This window comes from Actinocorallia longicatena, assembly GCF_039534125.1.
In the GTDB taxonomy this organism is placed as follows: domain Bacteria; phylum Actinomycetota; class Actinomycetes; order Streptosporangiales; family Streptosporangiaceae; genus Actinocorallia; species Actinocorallia longicatena.
Window position 1 is genome coordinate 1 of the sequence record NZ_BAAAUV010000028.1, and the last position, 22,000, is coordinate 22,000.

Genomic DNA, 22,000 nt, shown 5'->3' on the forward strand with positions numbered 1-22,000 from the left:
GCAGTAGCACACCTTCGATTTTCCGGCGATTCGCCCTCCGGTCGGCCGCCTCGATCCGAAGACCGTTCTGGCGTCCGCACCCGTCAGGGGCACAAGAGACGAGCTTACGTCATCTCCTGCGATGGGTCAAACACTAGCGCCCCGGAGACAGCGAGAGGGCCGGAACGGGAAAAGTTCCGGCCCTCGTTCGCCCAAGCATCTAGATGATCGGGGGGCGTCCCGTGCGGGTCATGCGCCAGGCCGTCCGGTACTTGATGGGGCGGCGGTCTCCTGAGGGGGTGCGCCAGCCTTCGGCGAAGCCCTGGAACCAGGGCTTGAGCGCGGCGGGCCTGCGTTCGCGCAGGACGGTCAGCGTCATCCAGACGGCGATGTAGGTCAGGGCGATCGGCCACGGCAGGTTGCGCTTGGCCAGCCAGACGCGGTTGCGGGCGTTGTACCGGTAGAACATCGCGTGCCGGGTCGGCAGGACGGCGGGGTGGCACATCACGGAGCCGGCGTCGTAGACGATCGTGAATCCGGCGTCGAGGGCCCGCCAGGCGAGGTCGGTCTCCTCGTGCGCGTAGAAGAAGTCGGCGGGCAGGCCGCCCGCGGCGTCGAACGCGGTCCTGCGCATCGCGCAGGCGCCGCCGAGGAAGGTCGTCACCGGGGAGCTGCGGTCGGGGTCGCCGGAGCGCAGCCGCGGGACGTGCCGCCGCTGGCCGGGTCCGCCCTCGGGGTCCTTCACCTGGAACGAGACGATCCCGAGGGCGGGATCGGCCGCGAACATCCCCTCGAGCCGCTTTCCGAGTTCGAGCGACGGGTAGTAGCCGTCGTCGTCGAGGAAGAGGATGAGCTCTCCGGCCGAGAACTCGACGCCCTTGTTGCGTCCCCCGGGGATCCCGAGGTTCTCCGGCAGCAGGTAGGTCTTCACCCGGGCGTCGTCCACCGGGGACTCCCAGTCGCCGCGCACCCCGTTCCCGACGAGGATCACCTCGACGTCGACGTCCTTCTGGTTGAGCGCGCTGCGGATCGACCGGTCGAGCTCGACCGGCCGGTTCCCCATCGTCAGGACCACAACAGACAACAAGACTGCCACCACTTACTTCAGACGCCGCGACGCGACGATGCTCACGAGATGCAGAAGCGTCTGCACGACGGCGACCGCGGCGACGGCGACCAGCAGCCCCCTGGTCACCGTCCAGTAGGTGCCGCTGTAACCGCAGGAGATCATCGTGCTCGCGCCGGACTGGCCGTCCGCGGGGCAGGCGGGAAGGTCCGGCAGGCCGAGGACCTTGTCGAGGACCGCGGCTCCGAGGATCAGCAGCGAGAGCTCGACCGCGCCGATGATGCGGTGGAACTTCAGCATCGAGGCGGCCTGCCGCGCGAGCGCGAGCCAGGTCGAGGTGGGCCGCAGGGCGCGGTCGCCGCCCTCGGGATCGGCGGGCAGGCCGGACTTGGCGCGAGCGACCACGACGTTGTCGGTCTCGGCCTTGATCAGCGCGGCGCCCAGCGCGGCGAGCAGGCCGAGTTCGACCCAGCCTCCGTGCTGCCAGGGGCCGAACCCGCCGGAGTCGTAGGCGGTGTGCTGGGCGCGGAAGCCGAGGCCGACGAGGATCGCGACCTCGGACATGTAGTGGCCGATCCGGTCCAGATAGACGCCGATGATCGAGGTCTTGCCGGTGATCCGGGCGACCTCGCCGTCGACGCAGTCCAGGACCAGGTACAGCTGCACCAGCAGGGCGCCGACGATCGCGCTGACCAGTCCGTCGCCGACCGAGAACGCGACGCCCGCGCCGATCCCGGAAAGGATCATCAGATAGGTCAGCTGGTTCGGGGACAGGCCGATGCGCAGAGCCACCCAGTCGAGGTACGGGGAGATCGAGCGGGCGTAGAGACGTCCGGCCCAATGCTCCTCGTTGCGACGTTCCTTCAGGCCGGGGGGCTGGCCTTTCTCGCGGATCTCGGCGAGCGTGTAGGGGCTCCGTGCGGGCATCTCAGCTACCGAACTCCTGGATGTGCTTGCGGACGACGGGCAGGATCGCCGCCTCGTCGAGGTTCAGGTACTCCAGCACCGTGTACCGGCCGGGCCGGGTCGACGGCGCGAACGCGACGGCCTGCGCGAACTGCTCCGCGGTCAGCCCGACGTCGCCGGGCATCATCGGCAGGCGGTGCCGGGCCAGGCACTCCGCGACGAGACGGACCTTGGCCGGGTCCTCGCCGAGGAACTCCGTGCGCAGGAAGTGGCAGAACAGGGCGCCGATGCCGGCGAGCTCCCCGTGGTTGCCCGAGCCGGGGAAGAGCTGGTCGATCGCGTGCAGGATCTCGTGGTCGCCGCCCGAGGCGGGCTGCGAGGAACCGGCGAACGACATGGCCATGCCGGACAGGACGAGGCCCTCGGCGAGGACCGTCAGGAACTCGTCGGACTCGACGGAGTTCGGCTGGTGGATCAGCGCCTCGGCGGCCGTCCTGGCGACGGTCAGGGCGAGCCGGTCGATCGGCTCTCCCGTCTGGGCGTGCGCGAGCTCCCAGTCGGCGACGGCCGAGAAGTTGCTGATGACGTCGCCGACGCCGGAGCGGACCAGCCGTTCGGGGGCGGACCGCACGTAGTCGAGGTCGACGATCATCGCGAGGGGCATGACGACCCCGAAGGAGCCCTTGCCCTTCTCGTGCTCCAGGGAGGCGACCGGCGAGCAGATGCCGTCGTGCGACAGGTTGGTCGCGACCGACACCATCGGGATGCCCGCGAGGGTCGCCGCGTACTTGGTGGCGTCGATGGTCTTGCCGCCGCCGATCGCCACGATCGCCTCGTAGGAGCCGCCGCGGAGCTGGGAACCGAGATGGACGGCCGCGTCGACCGTCCCGCCCGGGACCCGGAAGACCTCGCAGTCGGCGAGGGTCGGCCGGATGTCCTCGGCGATGGTGTCGCCCTGGCCGGGGCCGACCGCGACCGCGACCCGGCCCTCGGTGGCGATCCGCCGGTCGGCGAGCAGCTCACCGAGGGACGCGATCGCGCCGCGCCGCACGTCGATCGACAGCGGCGCGGTCAGCATCCGCGTCAGTAGTGGCACGCGATGTCCCGCGCCTTGGAGAGGTCGTCGTGGTTGTCGACCTCGACCCAGGAGACCTCGCCGATCGGGGCGACGGCGATCTTGCCGCCCCGGTTGACGAACTCCTGGTAGCCGTCCTCGTAGTACTGGTCGGGGTCGGCCTCGAAGGTCGCCTTGAGTGCGTCCGCGAGGGCCTCGGCGGCGGCGGGGGCCAGCAGCGTGGCGCCGATGTACTCGCCGGCCGCGTCGGCCGGGTCCATCAGCTTGGTGATCTTCGACAGGTGGCCGGTGCCGTCGAGGATGACCTTCATCTCCTCGTCGGCCAGCTTCTTCACGTCGTCGACGGCCAGCAGGATGTCGGCCTTGCCCTCGTTGGCGAGCAGGGTCTTCTCGACCGAGACCGGGTGGACGGTGTCGCCGTTCACCATGAGGATGCCCTTGGAGAAGTGCTCGCGGGCCAGCCACATGGAGTAGGCGTTGTTCCACTCCTCGGCCTTGTCGTTGTGCACGAGCGTGATCTTCACGCCGTACTTCTCCTCGAAGCCCGCCTTGCGCTCCTCGACGGCGCCGGCGCAGTAGCCGACGACGATGACGATGTCGGTCAGGCCGACGGCGGCGAGGTTGCGGAGCGAGATGTCCATGATGGTGGTCTCGCCGTCGACCGGTACCAATGCCTTCGGCAGGGTGTCGGTGTAGGGACGGAGCCGACGTCCCGCGCCCGCAGCCAGAATCATGCCGATCATTAGCCGGCCTCCTCTTCCAAATCAACGATCACGCCGGAGGACCGTTCGGTCTCCAGCCAGGTACGCACGGATTCCCAGCCGAACAGGACGCCCAGGTACAGGGCCATCGCCGCGTAGGCGAAGGTGGGGATGTTCAGGATCGCCGCGAGGGCGGCCACCAGCATCCGGCCGTCCCAGCCGAGGCCGGCCTGGAACACCCAGTCGGGCGGCCAGAGGCCCTGACGGGTCCGGTAGACGGTGTCGTAGTGGTGGTAGACCAGCACCGCGAGCAGTGTGTAGACCAACCAGTGCGGAACACCTTGGGAAAACCCGAGTACAGCCAGGTAACCATACTCGATCGCCCTGATGACGGGTGGAACGAGCCAGTCCAGCCTCCCGTCGTGCGGGTGGGTGGAGGCGGGGCCCGTGAGCAGCAGGAGCGCCACCGGTGCGAGCAGCGCGGGCAGGCCGTCGTCGGTGACGCCGATCGCCAGGACGGCGACCGTCACGACGGCGGCGACCAGGACGGGCAGCAGGGGCGGCAGATGGCCGGCGGCGAGGGTGCCGAGGCCGCGGGAGACGGCGCCGTCGTCGCGGTAGGCCCGCAGCTGGGCGGTCTTGTCCTCGGCGGCGGGCGCGGTCGCGGTGCTCATACGATCGACCTCAGAATCCGGCCCGACAGGGTGTACCCGGCGGCCACTCCGCCCCACAGCAGCAGGGCCAGGAACGTCACCTTCGCGTCGAAGAACGCGGCCGTCAGGCCGATCAGCGCGAACCGCTCCCCGATGGGCAGAATGATGATCTTCTTGCCCCAGCGGGCGCCGGGGACCTTCTCCAGTGCGGCGGACACGCGGACCGCGACCATGCCGAGGCCTCCCCGCCGGACGGCGGCGGCCTTCGGGAGCGGGTCGAGCGCCGCGTCGTCGGGGGCGTCGAGGGGGACGCGCCTGATCGGCGCGGGCGGCACGGTTCCCTTGTGGACGGCGAAGGAGAAGTCGACCATGTGACGGCAGGTCTGGAGGATGATCACCGCGCAGGCGAGCCCCCAGACGTCGCCGGAGTGGGTGACGCCGTAGCCGACCGCGAGGCCCGCGTAGGCGACGTACTCCTTGGCCCGGTCGAAGGTGGCGTCGAGCCAGGCGCCGAGGGTGGAGAAGCTCCGGGTGTAGCGGGCGACCTGGCCGTCGACGCAGTCGAAGACGAACGAGACGTAGAGCAGGATCGCGCCGAGGACGAGCCCGGTCCTCGTGCCCTCGGCGAACCACACCGCGGCGATGACCGCGATGGCCATCGAGATGCAGGTGACCATGTTCGGGGTGAGGCGCAGGCGGGCGCACCAGCGGGCGATGTACTTGGAGTAGCTGCTGACGAAGTAGGTGGTGAAGAAGCCGTCGTTGGACTTGACGGCCGCGTCGAGGCGTACCCGGTCCTCGTCGACGGCGTCCACGGCCTCGCGGGCCGCGGCGGCCTCGGCGGGGGTGAGGACGCGCTCGCACACCAGGACGTCGACGTTGCGGGCCGTGACCCGCACCCCCGACCTGACCAGGCCGACCAGCGCGAGGGCCACGGCGTCGTCGCCGCCGGGGGCGGTGCGGCCGAGGACGTCGTGCTCGGGGACCCGGCGGTCGAACTCGTCGCGGGCGTCGCTGTCGACGAAGACGTCGAGGGTCTCGTCCCGGAGGCCGAGGACGCGGACCGGGGGGACGTCGGCGAGGGCGAGCCCGGCGAGTTCCTCGCAGGCCGCGGCCAGCGCGGCCGGGTCGGTGACCTTGAGGACGCCGCGGAAGACGGCGCCGGGGTCGGTGACCTGGTGGAAGCGGGAGCCGGCCGACACGACGCGGCGCTTGGCGACCCGGACCGCGGGACGGGTGCCGGACGCGGCCTGTTTCGCTGTGATCGCGGTCGTCGTCTTGTCGCGGACCAGCCGGGTCAGCAGCTCGTCGCTGATCACCACGTCGGCGTGGGCGAGGAAGAACTCGGCCGAGCCGGCGGCCAGGGCGGCGATCTCGCGCAGGTCCGCGGCCAGGTCGGGCGACTCGATGACCTCGTGGCCGTTCTTGCGCAGGACCTGCGCCGCCTCCGGCCGGGTCACGATCCGCACGTCCGGTACTTTGAGTGCGCCGAGCTGGCCGAGCAGCCGATCGAGCACCGTGACCGGGCCGTCATAGGGCAGTTCGGCCGTCGGCTCACCGGGCTCTGCGGGCTCGGTGGCGACCACCACGAAAGTCACCAGCGGCCTCCGGGAAGTTCAAGCACTGGACGAGCCTAGTGGGTGAACGAAGGGGAAACTGTGGAGTACCGACGGAAAACGATCGCCGTCGTCCTGGCCGGGGGGGTCGGAGCGCGGATCGGCGCGGGCATTCCCAAGCAGCTCATCGTGGTCGGAGGACGGCCTCTGCTGGCGTATCCCCTGGAGACGTTCGCCTCTCACGATCGGATCGACACGGTGGTCGTCGTGATGGCCGAGGGCTTCGAGGACGCGGCGAAGACGATCTTCTCGGGCGAAGTGATCACCGGCGGGTCGACCCGGACGGCCTCCACGCTGAGAGCGCTCGAACGCTTCGCGGACGAGCCGGACGACACCAGGATCCTCTTCCACGACGCGGCACGTGCCTTCGTCGACCACGGGGTGATCGACCGCTGCCTCGACGCCCTCGACCGCGACGCGTGCGTGTCGGTGGCGCTGCCCGTCACGGACACGATCATCGCGGTGTCCGCCGGGCATGTCGCGGACGCCCCGCCGCGGGACGCGCTGGCCCGGGTGCAGACCCCGCAGGGCTTCCGGCTGGGGACCCTGCGGCGCGCCTACGAGAAGGCGCTGGCCGACCCGGGGTTCGTCGCGACCGACGACTGCGGTGTGGTCCACCGGTACCTGCCCGGCGTCCCCGTGCGGGTGGTCGAGGGCGACGACCGGCTGGTGAAGATCACCACCCCGCTCGACCTGGTCGTCGCGGAGCACCTGGCCGCCACCCGGTAGCGCGTCACTTGCAGAGGTTGTCGGTGGCGGAGCGGGTCTCGATCTCGCCGACGGTGGGCTGGCCCGCGATGGTGACGGGCTTGGGCTTGGCCCAGGCCGAGCCGACGATGAGCTCCATGGTGCCGCCCAGGGCGTCGACCTTCTTCAGCTTCGCGAAGGGGATCGAGGCGGCCAGGGTCCTGGCGGAGTCGGCGCGGCCGGGTCCGTAGCGGATGAGCGTGGTCTTGGTGTCGGCGCGCTGGACGACGCCGATCACCCAGGTGGCGTGGAAGCCGACCTTGTTCAGGCCGTTCGCCGCGAGCTTGGCGATGCCCTTGGTGCCGACGCCGTTGCGGACCCGGAAGGAGATCTGGCTCGGCGGGACGGTCAGGCCGGACTGGCCGGAAGCCGGCGCGGGCTTCGGCTCCTTCAGCGGCTCGTCGTTGATGATCTTGCGGAACATCTTGCGCATCGCCGAGCCGTCGACGAGGACGACCGACTGGTTGATGCCGCCCATGAAGGCCGTCCCGGCCGGGTTGTCGATCGGGACCTTGGCGAACTCGACGCTCCCGAGCGACAGGTCCTTGAACTGGGCGGCCAGGCCGTCGATGTTCTGCTTGAGGCCCTTGTCGACGGTCACCGCGCCGAGCACCGACCGCAGGACGGTGCCCGCGGCCAGCGGGTTGCTCTTGGCCTTGGCGATGGCGGCGTTCATCAGCGCGGACAGGAACTGCTGCTGGCGCTGCATCCGGCCGATGTCCTCGCCGAGGCCGTGGCGGGCGCGGGCGAACGCCAGCGCCTCGGGCCCCTGGACGTGGTGGGTGCCGGGCGTCAGGACCAGGCCGCTGGCCTTGTCGTTGATCGCGGTCTCGGTGCAGATGTCGACGCCGCCGACCTCGTTGACGACCTTCAGGAAGCCGTTGAAGTTGACCTCGACGTAGTGGTCGAGACGGACGCCGGTGAAGTTCTGGATCGTGTCCTTCATCAGCTGGGCGCCGCCGTAGGAGTAGGCCCAGGTGAGCTTGCCCTGGCCGCGTCCCGGGATGGTGACGAGACTGTCACGCGGCAGCGAGACGATCGTCACCTTGTCGTGTTTCTCGGAGATGTGGACGACCATCATCGTGTCGGAGCGGGCGCCCTGCTCACGTCCGAGATGGAGCCGCTTGATGTCCTCGGGCTTCATGCCGTCGCGGCGGTCGACCCCGGCGAGCAGGATGTTCATCGCGCCCTTGGGCCCGGTCTCGCCGCCCTTACCCATGTCGATGTCGTTGGTCCTGAGCGAGCCCTTGAGGAACTCCTGGAACGCCCACGCCGTGCCCGAACCGAGCAGGACCAGCGACGACGCCGCCGCGGTGACCACCAGCAGCCTGCGTTTGCGCGCGGCCTGGTAGGCGGTCATCCCGGACGAGCGGCGGTGCCGGGGCGGCGTCACCTGGACGCGCTGAGCCCCCTCGCCCTCGACCACGACGGCCTCCCAGCCGATGCCGCTGTCGTCCGCGACAGGGCCCCCCGGCCCCTCCGCTCCGGCCGGTCGAGGCTTGAAGTACTGCTCGAACGGGTCGTCTTCCCCAGCCATCCGATAGCCCCCTCAGCTCGACCTGTGGGGCGGAAACCGCCCGATCACGGCCTACGGACCTGGCTGGATACGTTACCGTGGCGCCGTCATGAATCAGTCTCTCCACGCCCACGGGTCGCCCCAGGATGAGCCGCGGTCCACTTGGCCCGCCGTCTCGGTGATCATGCCTGTCCTCAACGAGGAGCGGCATCTGGCCGATGCGGTAGGCCGCATCATGGCCCAGGACTACACCGGTGAGCTGGAGCTGGTGCTCGCGCTCGGCCCGTCCCGCGACAAGACCAACCAGATCGCCCAGCGGCTCGCCGCCGGCGATCCCCGCATCGTGACCGTCACCAACCCGACGGGGCGCACCCCGCACGGGCTGAACATCGCGATCAAGGCCGCGCAGTACTCGATTCTCGTCCGGGTGGACGGGCATTCGCTGCTGCCGGCCGACTACATCCGGATCGCCGTCGAGGCGATGGACGCCCACGGGGCCGACAACGTCGGCGGCGTCATGGCCGCCGAGGGCGTCACCGCCTTCGAGAAGGCCGTCGCGCGGGCGATGACGTCCAAGTTCGGCGTCGGCAACGCCCGCTTCCACACCGGTGGCGAGCCCGGCGAGGTCGAGACCGTCTACCTGGGCACGTTCCGGCGCAGCGCGCTGGAGCGGGTCGGCGGGTACGACGAGACCTTCGTGCGCGCGCAGGACTGGGAGATGAACCACCGCATCCGCCAGTCGGGCGGGCGCATCTGGTTCACCCCCTCGATGCGGGTGACCTACCGGCCGCGGCCCAACATCAAGGCGCTGGCCAGGCAGTTCTTCTTCACCGGCCGCTGGCGCCGGGTCGTGGGCCGCGAGCACCAGGGCACCCTGAACCTGCGCTACCTGGCGCCGCCGCTGGCCGTCGTCGGGATCGTCGTCGGCACGGTGGCGGGGCTGCTCGGGTTCTGGCCCGGATGGATCCTGCCCGTCGGCTACTTCCTGGCCATCCCGGTCGGGGGCACGCTGCTGACGATGGGCGGGCTGCCGCTCAAGACGCGGCTCTGCCTCCCGTTCGTCTACGCGACGATGCACCTGTCGTGGGGGCTCGGGTTCCTGACGAGCCCGCCCGGGCTCGGCCTCAACCGCGACGCCTGAACCCCGTCGCTCAGGGGCGTCCCAGGGCCTTGTAGGTCCAGCCGGCGGCGCGCCAGCGTTCGGGGTCGAGGGCGTTGCGGCCGTCGACGATGTTGCGGACGGCCACGAGCGTGCCCAGGGCCTCCGGGTCCAGGTCGCGGAACTCCCGCCACTCGGTGAGCAGGAGCGTGACGTCCGCGCCGCGGGCCGCCTCGGCGGTCGAGGCGGCGAAGGACAGGGACGGCTGGGCGCGGGCGGCGTTGGCGTTGGCCTGCGGGTCGTAGACGGTGACGACGCCGCCCTGCTGCTGGATCGCGGCGGCCACGTCCAGGGCCGGTGAGTCGCGGACGTCGTCGGAGTCCGGCTTGAACGCCGCGCCGAGCACGGCGACCCCGCGGCCGTCGAAGGAGCCGCCGAGCAGGTCGCGGGCCAGGTCGACCATGCGGTGGCGGCGGCGGATGTTGATCGCGTCGACCTCGCGCAGGAACGACAGGGCCTGGTCGACGCCCAGCTCACCGGCGCGGGCCATGAAGGCGCGGATGTCCTTGGGCAGGCAGCCACCGCCGAAGCCGAGGCCGGGGCCGAGGAACTTGCCGCCGATCCGGTCGTCGTAGGACAGGGCCTGGGAGAGCTTGGTGACGTCGGCGCCGGTGGCCTCGCAGACCTCGGCCATCGCGTTGATGAAGGAGATCTTGGTGGCCAGGAACGCGTTCGCCGAGACCTTGACCAGCTCGGCCGTCGGGTAGTCGGTGGTCAGGAACGGGACGCCCTCCCCGATCTGGGCGGCGTAGACCTCGCGGAGGATCTTCTCGGCCGCGGCGGACGGCACGCCCGCGACGATCCGGTCGGGGTGCAGGGTGTCCTGGACCGCGAAGCCCTCGCGCAGGAACTCGGGGTTCCAGGCCAGCTCCACGTTCTCGGACGTCAGCTCCCCGATCAGGCCCGCGACCCGCGCGGCGGTGCCGACCGGGACGGTCGACTTCCCGACGATCAGGGCCTCCCTGCGCAGCAGCGGGACCAGGGAGCGGATGGCGGAGTCCACGAAGGAGACGTCCGCCGCGTTCTCCCCCTGCCGCTGCGGGGTGCCGACGCAGAGGAAGTGCACGTCGCCGAACTCGGCCAGCTCGGCATAGGAGGTGGTGAAACGCAGCCTGCCCGCGGCCAGGTTGCGCCGCAGCAGCTCCGGCAGCCCCGGCTCGTAGAAGGGCAGGTCGCCGGCGGCGAGCCGGGCGATCCGGTCCTCGTCGATGTCGAGGCCCAGCACCTCGAAGCCCAGCTCGGCCATCGCCGCCGCATGGGTCGTTCCGAGGTATCCCGTCCCGATGACGGTCAGCCGGTGTGCCACCACGTCACAACTCCTAACTTACTGCCCGGTAGCATGAATGCCATGAGCCCTGACTTTCCCGCGTACGCCCCGAGCGAGGAGCACGACCTCCTCAGGCAGACGGTCCGCGAACTCGCCGAAGCCAAAATCGCTCCGGCCGCGGCGGACGTCGACGAGAACGCGCGCTTCCCGCAGGAAGCGCTCGACGCCCTGGTCCAGAACGACCTGCACGCCGTGCACGTCCCCGAGACCTACGGCGGCAACGGCGCCGACGCCCTGGCCACGGTCATCGTGATCGAGGAAGTCGCGCGTGCGTGCGCCTCCTCCTCCCTCATTCCGGCCGTGAACAAGCTCGGCAGCGTCCCGGTCCTGCTCAGCGGCTCCGAAGAACTGAAGAAAAGGTACCTGGCTCCCATGGCCCGGGGCGAGGCGATGTTCTCCTACGCCCTGTCCGAGGCCGAGGCGGGCTCCGACGCCGCGGGCATGAAGACCCGTGCCGTGCGCGACGGCGACCACTGGGTGCTGAACGGCGCCAAGATGTGGATCACCAACGCGGGTGTGTCGGAGTACTACACCGTCATGGCCGTCACGGACCCGTCCAAGGGGGCCAAGGGCATCTCCGCCTTCGTCGTGGAGAAGTCCGACCCGGGCGTGTCGTTCGGGCCCAAGGAGAAGAAGCTCGGGATCAAGGGCTCCCCCACCCGCCAGGTCATCCTGGACGACGTGCGGATCCCCGCCGACCGGATCATCGGCGAGGAGGGCACGGGCTTCAAGACCGCCCTGGCCACCCTCGACCACACCCGCATCACCATCGCCGCCCAGGCGCTGGGCATCGCCCAGGGCGCCCTCGACTACGCCATCGGCTACGTCAAGGAGCGCAGGCAGTTCGGCAAGCCGATCTCCGACTTCCAGGGCGTCCAGTTCATGATCGCCGATATGGCCATGAAGCTCGAGGGCGCCCGCCAGCTCACCTACCACGCCGCCATCAAGTCCGAGCGGGCCTTCCACGGTGAGACCGTCCCCGACCTGACGTTCGTCTCCTCGGCCTGCAAGTGCCTGGCCTCCGACGTCGCCATGGACGTGACCACCGACGCCGTCCAGCTCCTCGGCGGCTACGGCTACACCAGCGACTTCCCGGTCGAGCGCATGATGCGCGACGCCAAGATCACCCAGATCTACGAGGGCACCAACCAGATCCAGCGCGTCGTCATGGCCCGCCAGCTCCTCAAGTAGCGGTTCCGCGTCAAGGGGCCCGGGGCGTTCGCGCCCCGGGCCCCCTCGGGTTGGCGCGGAAACGCTCGAATCGGGGAGGGAAATACGGCGGCGAGGGCATAGTGAGGTGCGTCACATCAAGTTACCTTCCGGTAAGGCAGGCGCGTTCCCGTTCCGCCTGCCGCCGGGAGCCCTCATGCGTCGCAGGATTCTGTCCCTTGTCACGGCCGTCGCGCTGGTCGCCGGAAGCGGTGGGGCGGTGGCGGCCACGCCCGCTCCCGAGCCCGGTTCCGTGCTGTCGGTGCTGCCCGGATTCGACCGGCTGAAGGCGTCGACGACGCCCGTGGCGCTGAACCCGGCGCCGCGGGATCTGGCCGTGACGGTGCCGGTGGACGGCAGGGACGAGTCGCTCCAGGAGTTCCTGAACAAGACCGCCCAGGGGTTCGTGGTCCTCGACGGGGACCGGATCGTCAAGGAGTGGTACGCGCCGGGGTACTCCCAGAGCACCGAGTTCCAGTCGTGGTCGATGGCGAAGTCATTCACCTCGGACGCCGTCGGGATCGCCCTGGCCGAAGGGAAGATCAGGTCGCTCGACGACACCGTGGAGGCGTATCTGCCGGAGCTGTCGAAGTCCGGCTACGCCGGGGTGTCCCTGCGGAACCTGCTGCGGATGACCTCGGGGATCGCCTGGAACGAGTCGTCCGACGACGTCCCGCTGCACGTGTCGGTCAGCATGGGCTGGTTCTCGACCCTGCAGTTCGCCTCCGTCCGCAAGCGCGCCGAGGAGCCCGGGACCCGCTACAACTACAGCAGCATGAACAGCGCCGTCCTGGCCCTCGTCGTCGCCAGGGCCACCGGGGTGCCGTTCCACAGGTACGTCCAGGACAGGATCTGGACGCCCGCCGGAATGGCCTCGACGGCCTACGTCGGCAACGACTCCCACGGCAACGGCCTCGGCTACTGCTGCATCTACGCCAGGGCCCGCGACTTCGCCCGGTTCGGGAAGATGATGCTCGACGGCGGCAGCGTCGCCGGCCGCCAGGTCGTCCCCGCCTCCTGGGTGACCGAGGCCACCACGCCCTCCCCCGTCAACGCCCGTTACGGCCTGCACTGGTGGCTCGACGGGCCCGACGCCTTCTACGCCAGCGGGCTCGGCGGTCAGCTCATCTACGTGGACCGGAAGAACCACGTGGTGATCGTCCGGACCACGCTCTACAACCTCGACGACGACGAGACGATGCCGATGTTCCGCGCCGTCGCCGCCGAGGTGGCCCGCACCCGCTGACCCGCCGTCCCGGCCGTCACGCCGTTCAGGCGTCGCGCCGCAGGGTGAGCAGGAAGGCCGGGACGAGCACGAGGGCCGCGTAGAAGAAGCAGAGCGCCACCGAGGTGCCGTCGGCGGGCACCTCGGGGATCGGGGTGATCGTCGACAGCCCGTGGGCGAGGCCCAGGAAGCTGTACCGGCCGATCTCGTCCCGGACGCTCGCCGGGAAGAGCTGCGGCAGGATGCTCATGATCACGAAGACGACGGCCATCATCACCGTGATCGCGCCGGGCGTGTGCCGGACGATCGCGCCGACCCCGAAGCCGAACATGCCGATGAAGGCCATGTAGAAGCCCGACCCGAGGGCGGCGCCCAGCGCGCCGTCGTCGGCCAGGGAGATCCCGAGGCCCGGCGGGTAGGCGGCCTGCGCGACCAGGAACGTCGTGGTGGAGATGATCTCGCCGACGATCAGCAGCAGGACGAACAGCACGGCCGCCTTGACCGCCAGCACGGTCCCGCGCCCCGGAACGGAGGCGAACGTGGTGCGGATCAGCCCGGTCGAGTACTCGGAGCTGATCGTCAGCACCCCGAGCACGCCGAAGGCGAGCTGGGCGAAGGCCGCGCCCTGCATGGCGTCGGTGGGGTCGAAGTCGCCCGCGGCCTTCTCGGCCGGTGCGGTGCCGTGGGCGACCAGGAAGCCGATCAGCGGCATGAGGACCGCGGCGACGCCGAGGGTCCAGTACGTGCTGCGGACCGACCGCAGCTTCAGCCATTCGGAGGCGAAGACGCCGGTGAGCGTCATGCCGCCACCTCCTTCGCGCGGTACTCGACCGCGTCCTCGGTGAGCTCGAAGTAGGCGTCCTCGAGCGACGACCTGCGGGGGGACAGTTCGGCCAGCGGGATGCCGCAGGCGTGGGCGAGGGCGCCCGCGCCGGCGGCGTCCATCCCGGCGACCTTGAGCGCGCCGTCGGGTTCGAGGGTGATCTGGGCGCCCCCGGCCGACAGCGCGGAGATCATCGCCGGCCGGTGCTCCGCGGCGACCCGGACGACCACATGCGCGCCCGACGCGGCCGCGATCAGCTCTCTGATCGGCAGGTCGGCGATCAGGCGCCCGCGCCCGACCACCACGAGATGGTCGGCGGTGCTCTCCATCTCGCTCATCAGGTGCGAGGAGACGAAGACCGTCCGGCCCTCGGCGGCCAGGCCGCGGATCAGGGTCCTGATCCACAGGACGCCCTCGGGGTCGAGGCCGTTGACCGGCTCGTCGAACATCAGCAGCTCGGGGTCGCCGAGCAGGGCCGCCGCGATGCCGAGGCGCTGCTTCATGCCGAGCGAGAACGTCCCGGCCCGCTTCCCGGCCACCGGGTCGAGGCCGACCTGGCCGAGCACGTGCGCCACCCGGGCCGGGGAGATCCCGTTCGACAGGGCGATGGCGCGCAGATGGTCGCGGGCGGTGCGGCCGGGGTGGAAGGCCGAGGCGTCGAGCAGCGCGCCGACCTTGTGCAGGGGACGCCTGAACGACCGGTACGGCCGCCCGTCGACCAGGGCGGCGCCCGAGGACGGGCGGTCGAGGCCGAGGATCATGCGCATCGTGGTGGACTTCCCCGCGCCGTTGGGGCCGAGGAACCCGGTCACCTGCCCGGTCCGCACCTGGAACGACAGGTCGTCGACGGCCAGGGACCTGCCGTAGCGTTTCGTCACGCCGCGTACTTCGATCATGAGCCCTCCTTCGGGGTCGCCCTCACGGTCGCACCGCGGGAACCGGCCCCGCGTCGGACGCAGGTCTCCTTTCCGCCTCCCCCTCCAGGGGGTGATCGGAAGGTACTTCCGACCGATGGCCGCCGCGCCCGGCCGGGGTTAACGTGCCGGAATGACCGCCCTGCGCCCGCCGCTGCTCCAGCGCGTCAGGGCATGGCAGTGGGTGCTGCTCGACGCGGTCGCCGCGCTGGCGATCACGGTGCCGCTGCTCAGGGACGGCGCCCCGTGGCTCACGGTGCTCTGCTGGGCGACGGGCGCGGTGCTGGTGCTGCGGCGCCGGTGGCCGCTGGCCGTCCTGGTCGCCTCGGCGGCGGGGACCGCGGTCCTGTCGATCGCCGGGACCGCCTACCGCGGCTATCCGCCGTTCGTGGTGATGCTCGCCCTGTACACGTGCGTGGTGACCAGGGGCCGGCGCGCCGCGCTGGCGCTCTCGGCGGCCTTCTGCGCCACCGGGTACGCCGTCACCTACGGCCAGCAGGCGGAGTTCGACGGTGAGAACGTCCTCGCCCCCGTCGTGCTGACCCTCATCCCGCTGCTGATCGGTGACTCCGTCCGCCAGCGCAGGGAGTACACCGAGGGACGGGTCGAGCTGGAGCGCCGCGAGTCCGAGGCGGCCCTCACCGAGGAGCGGATGCGGATCGCCCGGGAGCTTCACGACGTCGTCGCGCACGCCCTCAGCATGATCACCGTCCAGGCGGGGGTGGCCAGGCACAAGAGGCTCCCCGAAGACGACCTGCTGGCCACGCTCGGCTCGATCGAGCACACCGGCCGGTCGGGCCTGGTCGAGATGCGGCGGCTGCTGGGCGTCCTGCGCGACGGCCGGGACGGCGGCACCGCCCCGCAACCGGGCCTCGACCTGGCCGAGGAACTGGTCGAGGCCGCCGCGGCCGCGGGGCTGACCGTCTCCTTCCAGATCGACGGCGAGCGTAGGCCGCTGTCGCCCGGCGCCGACCTGACGGCCTACCGGCTGCTCCAGGAGGCCCTGACCAACGTGGTCAGGCACGGCCGGACGCCCCGATGCCGGGTCTGCCTCGCCTACTCCCCCGACGGCCTGTGCCTGCGGATCACCAACCCCTACCGGGAGCCACCGGAGGAGGGACCGCCCGGGCACGGGCTGCGGGGAATGGCCGAACGCGTCAGAATGTTCGACGGCACCCTCAGCGCGGGACCCGCTGACGGTTCCTGGACCGTCGAAGCCTGGATCCCCGATGCGGAGTCGCCGTGAACCCCCCGCTGCGCGTCCTGATCGCCGACGACCAGACCCTCCTGCGGGCCAGCCTCCAGGTCCTGCTCGACGGCGACGGCTTCGCGGTCGCCGGCACGGCCGCCGACGGGGAGCAGGCCGTCGAGCTGGCCCTCCGGGAGCGGCCCGACGTCGTCCTGATGGACGTGCGGATGCCCGGCACCGACGGCATCACCGCGACCGAGCGCATCGTCGCCGCCGACCCGGCCATCAAGATCATCATCCTGACCACCTTCGACCTCGACGAGTACGTCTTCGAGGGGCTGCGCGCCGGGGCCTCGGGGTTCCTGCTCAAGGACTGCCCGCCCGAGGAGCTGATCGCCGCGATCCGGATCGTGGCCAGGGGCGACGCCCTGCTGGCCCCGGCCGTGACCCGGCGGATCATCAGCCGGTTCACCGCCCGTCCGGCCAGGACCCGGCGGCCCGTGGTGCTCGCCCCGCTCACCGACCGCGAACGCGAGATCCTGGAGCTGATCGCCAGGGGACGGTCCAACGCCGAGCTGGGCGCGGAGCTGTTCCTGTCGGTGTCCACGATCAAGACCCATGTGTCGAGCCTGCTGTCCAAGCTGGGCGCCCGCGACCGCGCCCAGCTCGTGATCATCGCCTACGAGGCGGGCGTGGTCAGCCCGGCGAGCTGAGCCAGCGTCCCGGGCACGTCGTCGACCACCAGCGCGTCGGCCGCGGAGTAGAGCGCGACCTCCTCCGGCTTCGGGCACCACACGATCACGTCGAGCCCGGCCTCGTGCGCCACCTCGACGCACCGCTCGAACGGCCGCTGCTTGCCCGATCCGGCCTCGCACGAGCCCGTGTGCAGGGCGATCGCGTCCAGGCCGAGCCCCGCCGCCGCCGCGACCGCGTGCCCGATCGGGAACCACAGCCAGGTCAGCAGGCCCAGCGGCACCCCGAGATCGGACATCCGCATGAGCAGCGCCGGATCGAACGAGGTGATCATCAGGGGCCGCCGCATTGCCTCGTCCGCGACGAGCTTCTTCAGCAGCGGCGCCGTCCGGTGGTCGAGGGCGTCCTCCAGGACGGTCTTCACGTCGATGTCGATGCCCACGTGCGGGGGCAGCGCCTCGAACACCTCCTCCAGGCGCACCAGGCCCGTGCCGGGGCCGTCGATCACGAAGGCGCCGTCGGCGGTCACCGGGTCGTGCCGCAGCACCAGGGTGTCCTCCGCGGTCCGCTGGACGTCGATCTCGACCCAGGTCAGGCCCAGTTCGACGGCGCCCAGCAGCGACTCCAGCGTGTTCTCCCCCTCACCGGTGCCACCGCCCCGGTGCCCGATCAGTGTCAGCCCTTCCGAAAAGATCATGTCTGCCTTCCACTAAGCTCTCAGAACGTGAGAAGTCCAGGTCAGATGCCGGTCGTCGGAATGGTCGGGGGCGGCCAGCTCGCCCGGATGACGCAGCAGGCGGCGATCGCCCTCGGGGTGCGGCTGCGCGTCCTCGCCGAGAACCCCGCCGACTCGGCCGCGACGGTCTGCGCCGACGTCCGGATCGGCACCCACACCTCCCTGGAGGATCTGCGCGCCTTCGCCGAGGGCTGCGACGTGGTCACCTGGGACCACGAGCACGTCCCCGGCGAGCACATCAGGGCGCTCGAGGCCGAAGGGGTCGTCTGCCTCCCCGGTTCGGCCGCCCTGCTGCACGCGCAGGACAAGCTGGTGATGCGGGAGCGCCTGAGCGCCCTCGGGGCGCCCTGTCCCGACTTCGCCGCCGTCCACACCGTCGACGATGTCACGCGGTTCGCCGAAAAGCACGGATGGCCGGTCGTGGTGAAGGCCGTCCGCGGCGGATACGACGGCAAGGGCGTGTGGATCGTGCGCGCGCCGGAGGAGGCCGCCGAGGTCGTCGCCTCGGGCACCGCCCTGATGGTCGAGGAGTGCGTGGACTTCCGCCGGGAGCTCGCCGCGCTGGTCGCCCGGTCCCCGCACGGGCAGGGGGCGGCCTATCCGGTCGTCGAGACCGTCCAGCAGGACGGCATCTGCGTCGAGGTCGTCGCGCCCGCCGAGGGGCTCTCCGAGGACACGGCCGCCGAGGCCCAGCGGCTCGCCCTCCAGATCGCCGATCAGCTCGGCGTGGTCGGCCTGCTGGCGGTCGAGCTGTTCGAGACCGAGGACGGCGTGATCGTCAACGAGCTGGCCATGCGCCCGCACAACTCGGGCCACTGGACCACCGACGGCAGCCCGACCTCCCAGTTCGAGCAGCATCTGCGGGCCGTCCTGGACCTGCCGCTCGGCGACACCGGCACCCACTCCCCCTGGACGGTCATGGGCAATCTCCTCGGCGGAGACGATCCCGACCTCTATCCTCGCTACGAGCACTGCATGGCCCACGACCCCGGCTTGAAGATCCACTTCTACGGCAAGGAAGTGCGGCCGGGACGCAAGATCGGCCATGTCAACGTCATGGGCGACGATCTCCCGAGACTGCGGGCCAGGGCGGAGCACGCCTCCCTCTACCTGCGCGATCCGGGGCTCGTCTACCCCGAAGAAGGGAAGTAGCCGATGTCCGCTCTCGTGGGCGTGGTGATGGGCTCCGACTCCGACTGGCCGGTCATGAAGGCCGCCGCCGACGCCCTGGCCGAGTTCGGGATCCCCTACGAGGCCGACGTGGTCTCGGCGCACCGGATGCCGCTCGACATGATCGAATACGGCACCGAGGCCGCGAGCCGCGGGCTCAAGGTCATCATCGCCGGGGCCGGCGGGGCCGCCCATCTGCCCGGGATGCTGGCCAGCGTGACCCCGCTGCCGGTGATCGGGGTCCCGGTCCCGCTGAAGTACCTGGACGGCATGGACTCGCTGCTGTCGATCGTCCAGATGCCCGCCGGGGTGCCGGTCGCCACCGTCGCCGTGGGCGCCGCCCGGAACGCGGGACTGCTGGCCGTGCGTATCCTTGCCACGTCCGACCCCGAGCTCCAGAAGAAGATGCTCGGCTTCCAGCAGGACCTGTACGGCCAGGCCAAGGCCAAGGGCGCTACGCTACGTAATAGCCTGGGTGCTACATCCTGAATGAAGTATTTCGCGTGATCTCGCGCTCATCGGGCAACTGTTCGGGGTGCGCAACCGTCCTAGAGACTGACGGACGGGAATGCCCGCGGCGCCGAGGGGCGTTCCGGCTCTGGTCAGAATCCGACCGAGTGTGATCGAGAGAGGCCTTTTCTGTGAGCATCGTCGCCGACTTCCGCCCGAGGCTGCGGCGCATCGCCCATGAACTCGCCAAGTTCGGCAGCGTCGGCGCGATCGCCTTCGTGATCACTCTGGGCCTCGGGAACATCCTGCGCGGCGGCTTCGATCTCGGGCCGATGACCTCCAACGCCCTCGCGACGATCGTCGCGACGACCTTCGCCTACTTCGCGAACCGGCACTGGACCTTCCGGCACCGCGACCGCAGCGGCCTGGGCCGCGAGTACGCCCTGTTCTTCGGCCTCAACGGCGTCGGCCTGGTGATCACCGAGCTGTTCGTCGGCTTCACCCACTACGTGCTCCACCTCGACGCCCTGATCTGGTTCAACGTCGCCACCGTGATCGGCACCGGCTTCGCCACGATCTTCCGCTTCTGGGCCTACCGCAAGTGGGTCTTCCTGGCCCCCGAGCCCGCCGAGGCCCCCGCGCCCGTCCGAGGCTCCTACGCCCCCGCCCCGGCCGCCTTCACGGCCCAGCAGAGCGTCAAGCGCTAGAACGGGCGCTCCCCGCCCCTCAGACGGGCCCCACCACGACGCGTTCCTCGGCGAGGCGGGCCTCCTCACGACGGCGCATGAAGACCGCGAAGACCGCGGGCTTGGCCTGGAGGAGCTCCAGGCGGCCGCCGTCGACGGCGGCCAGCGAACGGGCGAGGTAGAGGCCGAGGCCCGTGCCGCCGCCGCCGCTGACACTGCGGTCGAAGATCTTCTTGACCAGGTCGGGCGGGACTCCCGGGCCCTCGTCGCCCACCTCGACGACCACGTGCTGCTTCTGCAGCCGGGTCGTGATCGTGACGGTGCCCGCGCCGTGCATGAGCGAGTTGTCCAGCAGCGTCGCGACGATCTGGGACAGGCAGCTCGGGGTGACCACGGCCACGAGGCCCGGCTCGCCCATGACCTGGATCTCCCGGCCGTCCTTGGCGAAGATCGGGCGCCACTCCTCGATCTGCTGTTCGACCATCAGGTCGACCAGGGTCGGGACGGCCTGCCCGGTGCGGTCGTGCTTGGCCCTGGCCAGGAGCTGTTCCACGACGGCCACCAGGCGCTCGGCCTGGGCGAGAGCGGCATGGCCCTCCTCGCGGACCACGTCCGGGTAGTCGGCGGCCTCGACCATCTCCTCCAGTCGCATCGTGAGCGCCGTCAGGGGCGTGCGGAGCTGGTGGCTGGCGTCGGAGGCGAATTCGCGGCTGGCGGCCAGCAGGTCGGCGATCCGGACCGCGCTGGAGTCCAGCACCTCGGCCACCCGGTCCACCTCGGCGATGCCGTAGCGGCGGCGGCGCGGCCTGGCGTTGCCCGTGCCGAGCCGCTCGGCGGTCTCCGCCAGGTCGACCAGCGGCAGGGTCAGCTTCCTGGCCAGGACCACAGCCATGATCACCGCCACGAGGATGCCGAGCAGGACCAGGCTGGCGATCAGCACGAGCTGCTGCGCCACGTCGTTGCGGACGTCCGAGATCTGCCGGTAGGCGGTCACGGTGATGTTGTCGGCGTTGCTGGTGGCCTTCATGGTCGCGCCGCCGAGCTTGTTCCCGACCGTCAGGTCGGAGCCGTCGGGCAGCTCGATCTCGAAGTAGAGGTTCTGGTAGGCCTTGGCGATCTTCGCGGGATCGGGCTTCTCGTCCTTGCTGAGCGGGACCTCGATCTCCTTGATCAGCGAGGCCGCCTTGAAGCTGAGCTGCTGGGAGGCGTCGTCGTAGATCAGCCTGCTCATCACGAACGCCAGCGGGATCCCGAGCAGCATGATCGCCGTGATCGCGACGCCGAGGGTCGACAGGAGCAGCCGGCGTCTCATCGTCTTCTTTCCTTAGGCCGTGGTTGCCCGTGCGAACGGGCAACCCCCCGTATGCGTCATGTCCAGATCAGAATCAGTCGCCGCGCTCGAACCGGAAACCCACACCGCGCACCGTCGTGATGTAGCGCGGGCTCGCGGCGTCGTCCCCGAGCTTGCGGCGCAGCCAGGAGATGTGCATGTCGAGCGTCTTGGTCGAACCCCACCAGTTGGTGTCCCAGACCTCGCGCATGATCTGTTCGCGGGTCACGACCTTGCCCGCGTCGCGCACCAGGACGCGCAGGAGGTCGAATTCCTTGGTGGTGAGCTGCAGCTCGTTCTCCCCCATCCAGGCGCGACGCGACTCGGCGTCGATCCGCACCCCCTGGACGATGGGTGTCTCGGTGGAGCCTCGGCGTAGCAGGGCCCGGACCCTGGCCAGCAGTTCGGCCAGACGGAACGGCTTGGTGACGTAGTCGTCGGCACCGGCGTCGAGGCCGACGACCGTGTCGACCTCGTCGGCGCGGGCGGTGAGGATCAGGATGGGGACGCCGTGGCCTTCGGAGCGAACACGGCGAGCCACCTCAAGCCCGTCGAGTTCGGGCAGCCCGAGGTCGAGGACGATGAGGTCCACACCGCCGCCGAGCGCCCTTTCCAGGGCTTGCGGCCCATCCGGGCTCACTTCGACTGTGTAGCCCTCGCGGCGCAGTGCGCGGGCGAGAGGCTCGGAGATGGACGTGTCGTCCTCGGCGAGCAGTACTGAGGTCATGGACCGATCGTAGGACCATTCATGAACGTTTCCTGGCTAAGGACACAGGCTTGACCTGCGGTTTAACACTCGTAGTCCAAGGTCGAACACGACTAATCACCTT

General features: G+C 70.5%; 22 protein-coding genes. 9 read left to right on the plus strand and 13 right to left on the minus strand.

What is annotated here, in order from left to right; genetic code table 11:
* Nucleotides 1-199 precede the first annotated feature (199 nt).
* The 6 genes from ABD785_RS34320 to ABD785_RS34345 are packed head-to-tail and all read right to left on the minus strand — an operon-like array spanning nucleotide 200 to nucleotide 5,978.
* Nucleotides 200-1,042: a glycosyltransferase family 2 protein gene (locus ABD785_RS34320; RefSeq protein WP_344837054.1), complete on the minus strand. Its 843-nt coding sequence runs from the start codon at nucleotides 1,040-1,042 to the stop codon at nucleotides 200-202.
* A gap of 36 nt (nucleotides 1,043-1,078) precedes the next feature.
* Complete coding sequence (locus ABD785_RS34325) at nucleotides 1,079-1,972, minus strand: CDP-alcohol phosphatidyltransferase family protein (RefSeq protein ID WP_344836864.1); 894 nt, start codon at nucleotides 1,970-1,972, stop codon at nucleotides 1,079-1,081.
* A 1-nt stretch (nucleotide 1,973) separates the two neighbouring features.
* The gene (locus ABD785_RS34330; protein ID WP_344837057.1) at nucleotides 1,974-3,029 is read right to left on the minus strand and encodes an iron-containing alcohol dehydrogenase family protein; all 1,056 of its coding nucleotides are present in this window, start codon (nucleotides 3,027-3,029) and stop codon (nucleotides 1,974-1,976) included.
* A 5-nt stretch (nucleotides 3,030-3,034) separates the two neighbouring features.
* The gene (locus ABD785_RS34335; RefSeq protein ID WP_344836866.1) at nucleotides 3,035-3,769 is read right to left on the minus strand and encodes a phosphocholine cytidylyltransferase family protein; all 735 of its coding nucleotides are present in this window, start codon (nucleotides 3,767-3,769) and stop codon (nucleotides 3,035-3,037) included.
* Nucleotides 3,769-4,401, minus strand: coding sequence for a DUF5941 domain-containing protein (locus ABD785_RS34340; RefSeq protein WP_344836869.1), 633 nt, complete (start codon nucleotides 4,399-4,401; stop codon nucleotides 3,769-3,771). Before ABD785_RS34340 ends, ABD785_RS34335 begins: the two co-directional genes overlap by 1 nt.
* Complete coding sequence (locus ABD785_RS34345; RefSeq protein ID WP_344836870.1) at nucleotides 4,398-5,978, minus strand: CDP-alcohol phosphatidyltransferase family protein; 1,581 nt, start codon at nucleotides 5,976-5,978, stop codon at nucleotides 4,398-4,400. Before ABD785_RS34345 ends, ABD785_RS34340 begins: the two co-directional genes overlap by 4 nt.
* 60 nt (nucleotides 5,979-6,038) lie before the next feature.
* Between ABD785_RS34345 and ispD the strand changes: the two genes are divergently transcribed.
* Nucleotides 6,039-6,725: a 2-C-methyl-D-erythritol 4-phosphate cytidylyltransferase gene (ispD, locus tag ABD785_RS34350; RefSeq protein ID WP_344836873.1), complete on the plus strand. Its 687-nt coding sequence runs from the start codon at nucleotides 6,039-6,041 to the stop codon at nucleotides 6,723-6,725.
* A 4-nt stretch (nucleotides 6,726-6,729) separates the two neighbouring features.
* On the opposite strand, the gene ABD785_RS34355 is transcribed toward ispD, so the two are convergent.
* Nucleotides 6,730-8,280, minus strand: coding sequence for an LCP family protein (locus ABD785_RS34355; protein WP_344836876.1), 1,551 nt, complete (start codon nucleotides 8,278-8,280; stop codon nucleotides 6,730-6,732).
* Between the two features lie 88 nt (nucleotides 8,281-8,368).
* On the opposite strand from ABD785_RS34355, the gene ABD785_RS34360 reads away from it, so the two are divergent.
* Nucleotides 8,369-9,400, plus strand: coding sequence for a glycosyltransferase family 2 protein (locus ABD785_RS34360; protein ID WP_344836879.1), 1,032 nt, complete (start codon nucleotides 8,369-8,371; stop codon nucleotides 9,398-9,400).
* Nucleotides 9,401-9,410: 10 nt separating this feature from the next.
* Here ABD785_RS34360 and ABD785_RS34365 read toward each other — a convergent pair whose 3' ends face one another.
* Complete coding sequence (locus tag ABD785_RS34365) at nucleotides 9,411-10,724, minus strand: UDP-glucose dehydrogenase family protein (protein ID WP_344837060.1); 1,314 nt, start codon at nucleotides 10,722-10,724, stop codon at nucleotides 9,411-9,413.
* A 42-nt stretch (nucleotides 10,725-10,766) separates the two neighbouring features.
* Here ABD785_RS34365 and ABD785_RS34370 point away from each other — a divergent pair, with 42 nt between their 5' ends.
* Together ABD785_RS34370 and ABD785_RS34375 are read left to right on the plus strand one after the other, a co-directional pair.
* Nucleotides 10,767-11,936: an acyl-CoA dehydrogenase gene (locus tag ABD785_RS34370; protein WP_344836882.1), complete on the plus strand. Its 1,170-nt coding sequence runs from the start codon at nucleotides 10,767-10,769 to the stop codon at nucleotides 11,934-11,936.
* Between the two features lie 175 nt (nucleotides 11,937-12,111).
* Complete coding sequence (locus ABD785_RS34375) at nucleotides 12,112-13,200, plus strand: serine hydrolase domain-containing protein (RefSeq protein WP_344836885.1); 1,089 nt, start codon at nucleotides 12,112-12,114, stop codon at nucleotides 13,198-13,200.
* 25 nt (nucleotides 13,201-13,225) lie between these two features.
* Here the strand turns inward: ABD785_RS34375 and ABD785_RS34380 are convergent, their stop codons facing one another.
* Both ABD785_RS34380 and ABD785_RS34385 read right to left on the minus strand, forming a co-directional pair.
* On the minus strand, nucleotides 13,226-13,981 hold the full coding sequence (locus ABD785_RS34380) for a hypothetical protein (RefSeq protein WP_344836888.1): 756 nt from the start codon (nucleotides 13,979-13,981) through the stop codon (nucleotides 13,226-13,228).
* Entirely contained in the window at nucleotides 13,978-14,898 is a 921-nt protein-coding gene (locus ABD785_RS34385) for an ABC transporter ATP-binding protein (protein ID WP_344836892.1), read from the minus strand. The genes ABD785_RS34380 and ABD785_RS34385 overlap by 4 nt, the downstream gene beginning before the upstream one ends.
* A gap of 151 nt (nucleotides 14,899-15,049) precedes the next feature.
* Between ABD785_RS34385 and ABD785_RS34390 the strand changes: the two genes are divergently transcribed.
* Entirely contained in the window at nucleotides 15,050-16,162 is a 1,113-nt protein-coding gene (locus tag ABD785_RS34390) for a sensor histidine kinase (RefSeq protein ID WP_344836895.1), read from the plus strand.
* Nucleotides 16,159-16,818 carry a response regulator transcription factor gene (locus ABD785_RS34395; protein WP_344836898.1) on the plus strand — a complete coding sequence of 220 codons (660 nt, stop codon included), beginning with the start codon at nucleotides 16,159-16,161 and terminating at the stop codon, nucleotides 16,816-16,818. The genes ABD785_RS34390 and ABD785_RS34395 overlap by 4 nt, the downstream gene beginning before the upstream one ends.
* On the opposite strand, the gene ABD785_RS34400 is transcribed toward ABD785_RS34395, so the two are convergent.
* Nucleotides 16,785-17,495 carry a glycerophosphodiester phosphodiesterase gene (locus ABD785_RS34400; protein ID WP_344836900.1) on the minus strand — a complete coding sequence of 237 codons (711 nt, stop codon included), beginning with the start codon at nucleotides 17,493-17,495 and terminating at the stop codon, nucleotides 16,785-16,787. The two genes, ABD785_RS34395 and ABD785_RS34400, sit on opposite strands and share 34 nt — an antisense overlap.
* Before the next feature lie 45 nt (nucleotides 17,496-17,540).
* Here ABD785_RS34400 and ABD785_RS34405 point away from each other — a divergent pair, with 45 nt between their 5' ends.
* The 3 genes from ABD785_RS34405 to ABD785_RS34415 all read left to right on the plus strand — a co-directional run bounded on the left by ABD785_RS34405 (nucleotide 17,541) and on the right by ABD785_RS34415 (nucleotide 19,861).
* Nucleotides 17,541-18,686, plus strand: a complete 1,146-nt coding sequence (locus ABD785_RS34405) for a 5-(carboxyamino)imidazole ribonucleotide synthase (RefSeq protein WP_344836903.1) — start codon at nucleotides 17,541-17,543, stop codon at nucleotides 18,684-18,686.
* Between the two features lie 3 nt (nucleotides 18,687-18,689).
* Nucleotides 18,690-19,193, plus strand: a complete 504-nt coding sequence (gene purE / locus ABD785_RS34410) for a 5-(carboxyamino)imidazole ribonucleotide mutase (RefSeq protein ID WP_344836906.1) — start codon at nucleotides 18,690-18,692, stop codon at nucleotides 19,191-19,193.
* Nucleotides 19,194-19,345: 152 nt separating this feature from the next.
* Nucleotides 19,346-19,861: a GtrA family protein gene (locus ABD785_RS34415; protein ID WP_344836909.1), complete on the plus strand. Its 516-nt coding sequence runs from the start codon at nucleotides 19,346-19,348 to the stop codon at nucleotides 19,859-19,861.
* A 19-nt stretch (nucleotides 19,862-19,880) separates the two neighbouring features.
* Here ABD785_RS34415 and ABD785_RS34420 read toward each other — a convergent pair whose 3' ends face one another.
* Both ABD785_RS34420 and ABD785_RS34425 read right to left on the minus strand, forming a co-directional pair.
* Complete coding sequence (locus ABD785_RS34420; RefSeq protein WP_344836911.1) at nucleotides 19,881-21,152, minus strand: sensor histidine kinase; 1,272 nt, start codon at nucleotides 21,150-21,152, stop codon at nucleotides 19,881-19,883.
* 73 nt (nucleotides 21,153-21,225) lie between these two features.
* Nucleotides 21,226-21,897 carry a response regulator transcription factor gene (locus tag ABD785_RS34425; RefSeq protein ID WP_344836914.1) on the minus strand — a complete coding sequence of 224 codons (672 nt, stop codon included), beginning with the start codon at nucleotides 21,895-21,897 and terminating at the stop codon, nucleotides 21,226-21,228.
* Between the last annotated feature and the right edge of the window lie 103 nt (nucleotides 21,898-22,000).

What these genes read in the sequence shown, in the direction of transcription:
- ABD785_RS34330 (WP_344837057.1), bottom strand. Translation starts at nt 3,029, where the DNA reads ATGCTGACCGCGCCGCTGTCGATCGACGTGCGGCGCGGCGCGATCGCG.
- ABD785_RS34320 (WP_344837054.1), bottom strand. Translation starts at nt 1,042, where the DNA reads ATGGGGAACCGGCCGGTCGAGCTCGACCGGTCGATCCGCAGCGCGCTC.
- ABD785_RS34390 (WP_344836895.1), top strand. Translation starts at nt 15,050, where the DNA reads ATGACCGCCCTGCGCCCGCCGCTGCTCCAGCGCGTCAGGGCATGGCAG.
- ABD785_RS34375 (WP_344836885.1), top strand. Translation starts at nt 12,112, where the DNA reads ATGCGTCGCAGGATTCTGTCCCTTGTCACGGCCGTCGCGCTGGTCGCC.
- purE (WP_344836906.1), top strand. Translation starts at nt 18,690, where the DNA reads ATGTCCGCTCTCGTGGGCGTGGTGATGGGCTCCGACTCCGACTGGCCG.
- ABD785_RS34340 (WP_344836869.1), bottom strand. Translation starts at nt 4,401, where the DNA reads ATGAGCACCGCGACCGCGCCCGCCGCCGAGGACAAGACCGCCCAGCTG.
- ABD785_RS34405 (WP_344836903.1), top strand. Translation starts at nt 17,541, where the DNA reads ATGCCGGTCGTCGGAATGGTCGGGGGCGGCCAGCTCGCCCGGATGACG.
- ABD785_RS34370 (WP_344836882.1), top strand. Translation starts at nt 10,767, where the DNA reads ATGAGCCCTGACTTTCCCGCGTACGCCCCGAGCGAGGAGCACGACCTC.
- ABD785_RS34380 (WP_344836888.1), bottom strand. Translation starts at nt 13,981, where the DNA reads ATGACGCTCACCGGCGTCTTCGCCTCCGAATGGCTGAAGCTGCGGTCG.
- ABD785_RS34355 (WP_344836876.1), bottom strand. Translation starts at nt 8,280, where the DNA reads ATGGCTGGGGAAGACGACCCGTTCGAGCAGTACTTCAAGCCTCGACCG.
- ABD785_RS34335 (WP_344836866.1), bottom strand. Translation starts at nt 3,769, where the DNA reads ATGATCGGCATGATTCTGGCTGCGGGCGCGGGACGTCGGCTCCGTCCC.
- ABD785_RS34425 (WP_344836914.1), bottom strand. Translation starts at nt 21,897, where the DNA reads ATGACCTCAGTACTGCTCGCCGAGGACGACACGTCCATCTCCGAGCCT.
- ABD785_RS34360 (WP_344836879.1), top strand. Translation starts at nt 8,369, where the DNA reads ATGAATCAGTCTCTCCACGCCCACGGGTCGCCCCAGGATGAGCCGCGG.
- ABD785_RS34385 (WP_344836892.1), bottom strand. Translation starts at nt 14,898, where the DNA reads ATGATCGAAGTACGCGGCGTGACGAAACGCTACGGCAGGTCCCTGGCC.
- ABD785_RS34325 (WP_344836864.1), bottom strand. Translation starts at nt 1,972, where the DNA reads ATGCCCGCACGGAGCCCCTACACGCTCGCCGAGATCCGCGAGAAAGGC.
- ABD785_RS34400 (WP_344836900.1), bottom strand. Translation starts at nt 17,495, where the DNA reads ATGATCTTTTCGGAAGGGCTGACACTGATCGGGCACCGGGGCGGTGGC.
- ABD785_RS34420 (WP_344836911.1), bottom strand. Translation starts at nt 21,152, where the DNA reads ATGAGACGCCGGCTGCTCCTGTCGACCCTCGGCGTCGCGATCACGGCG.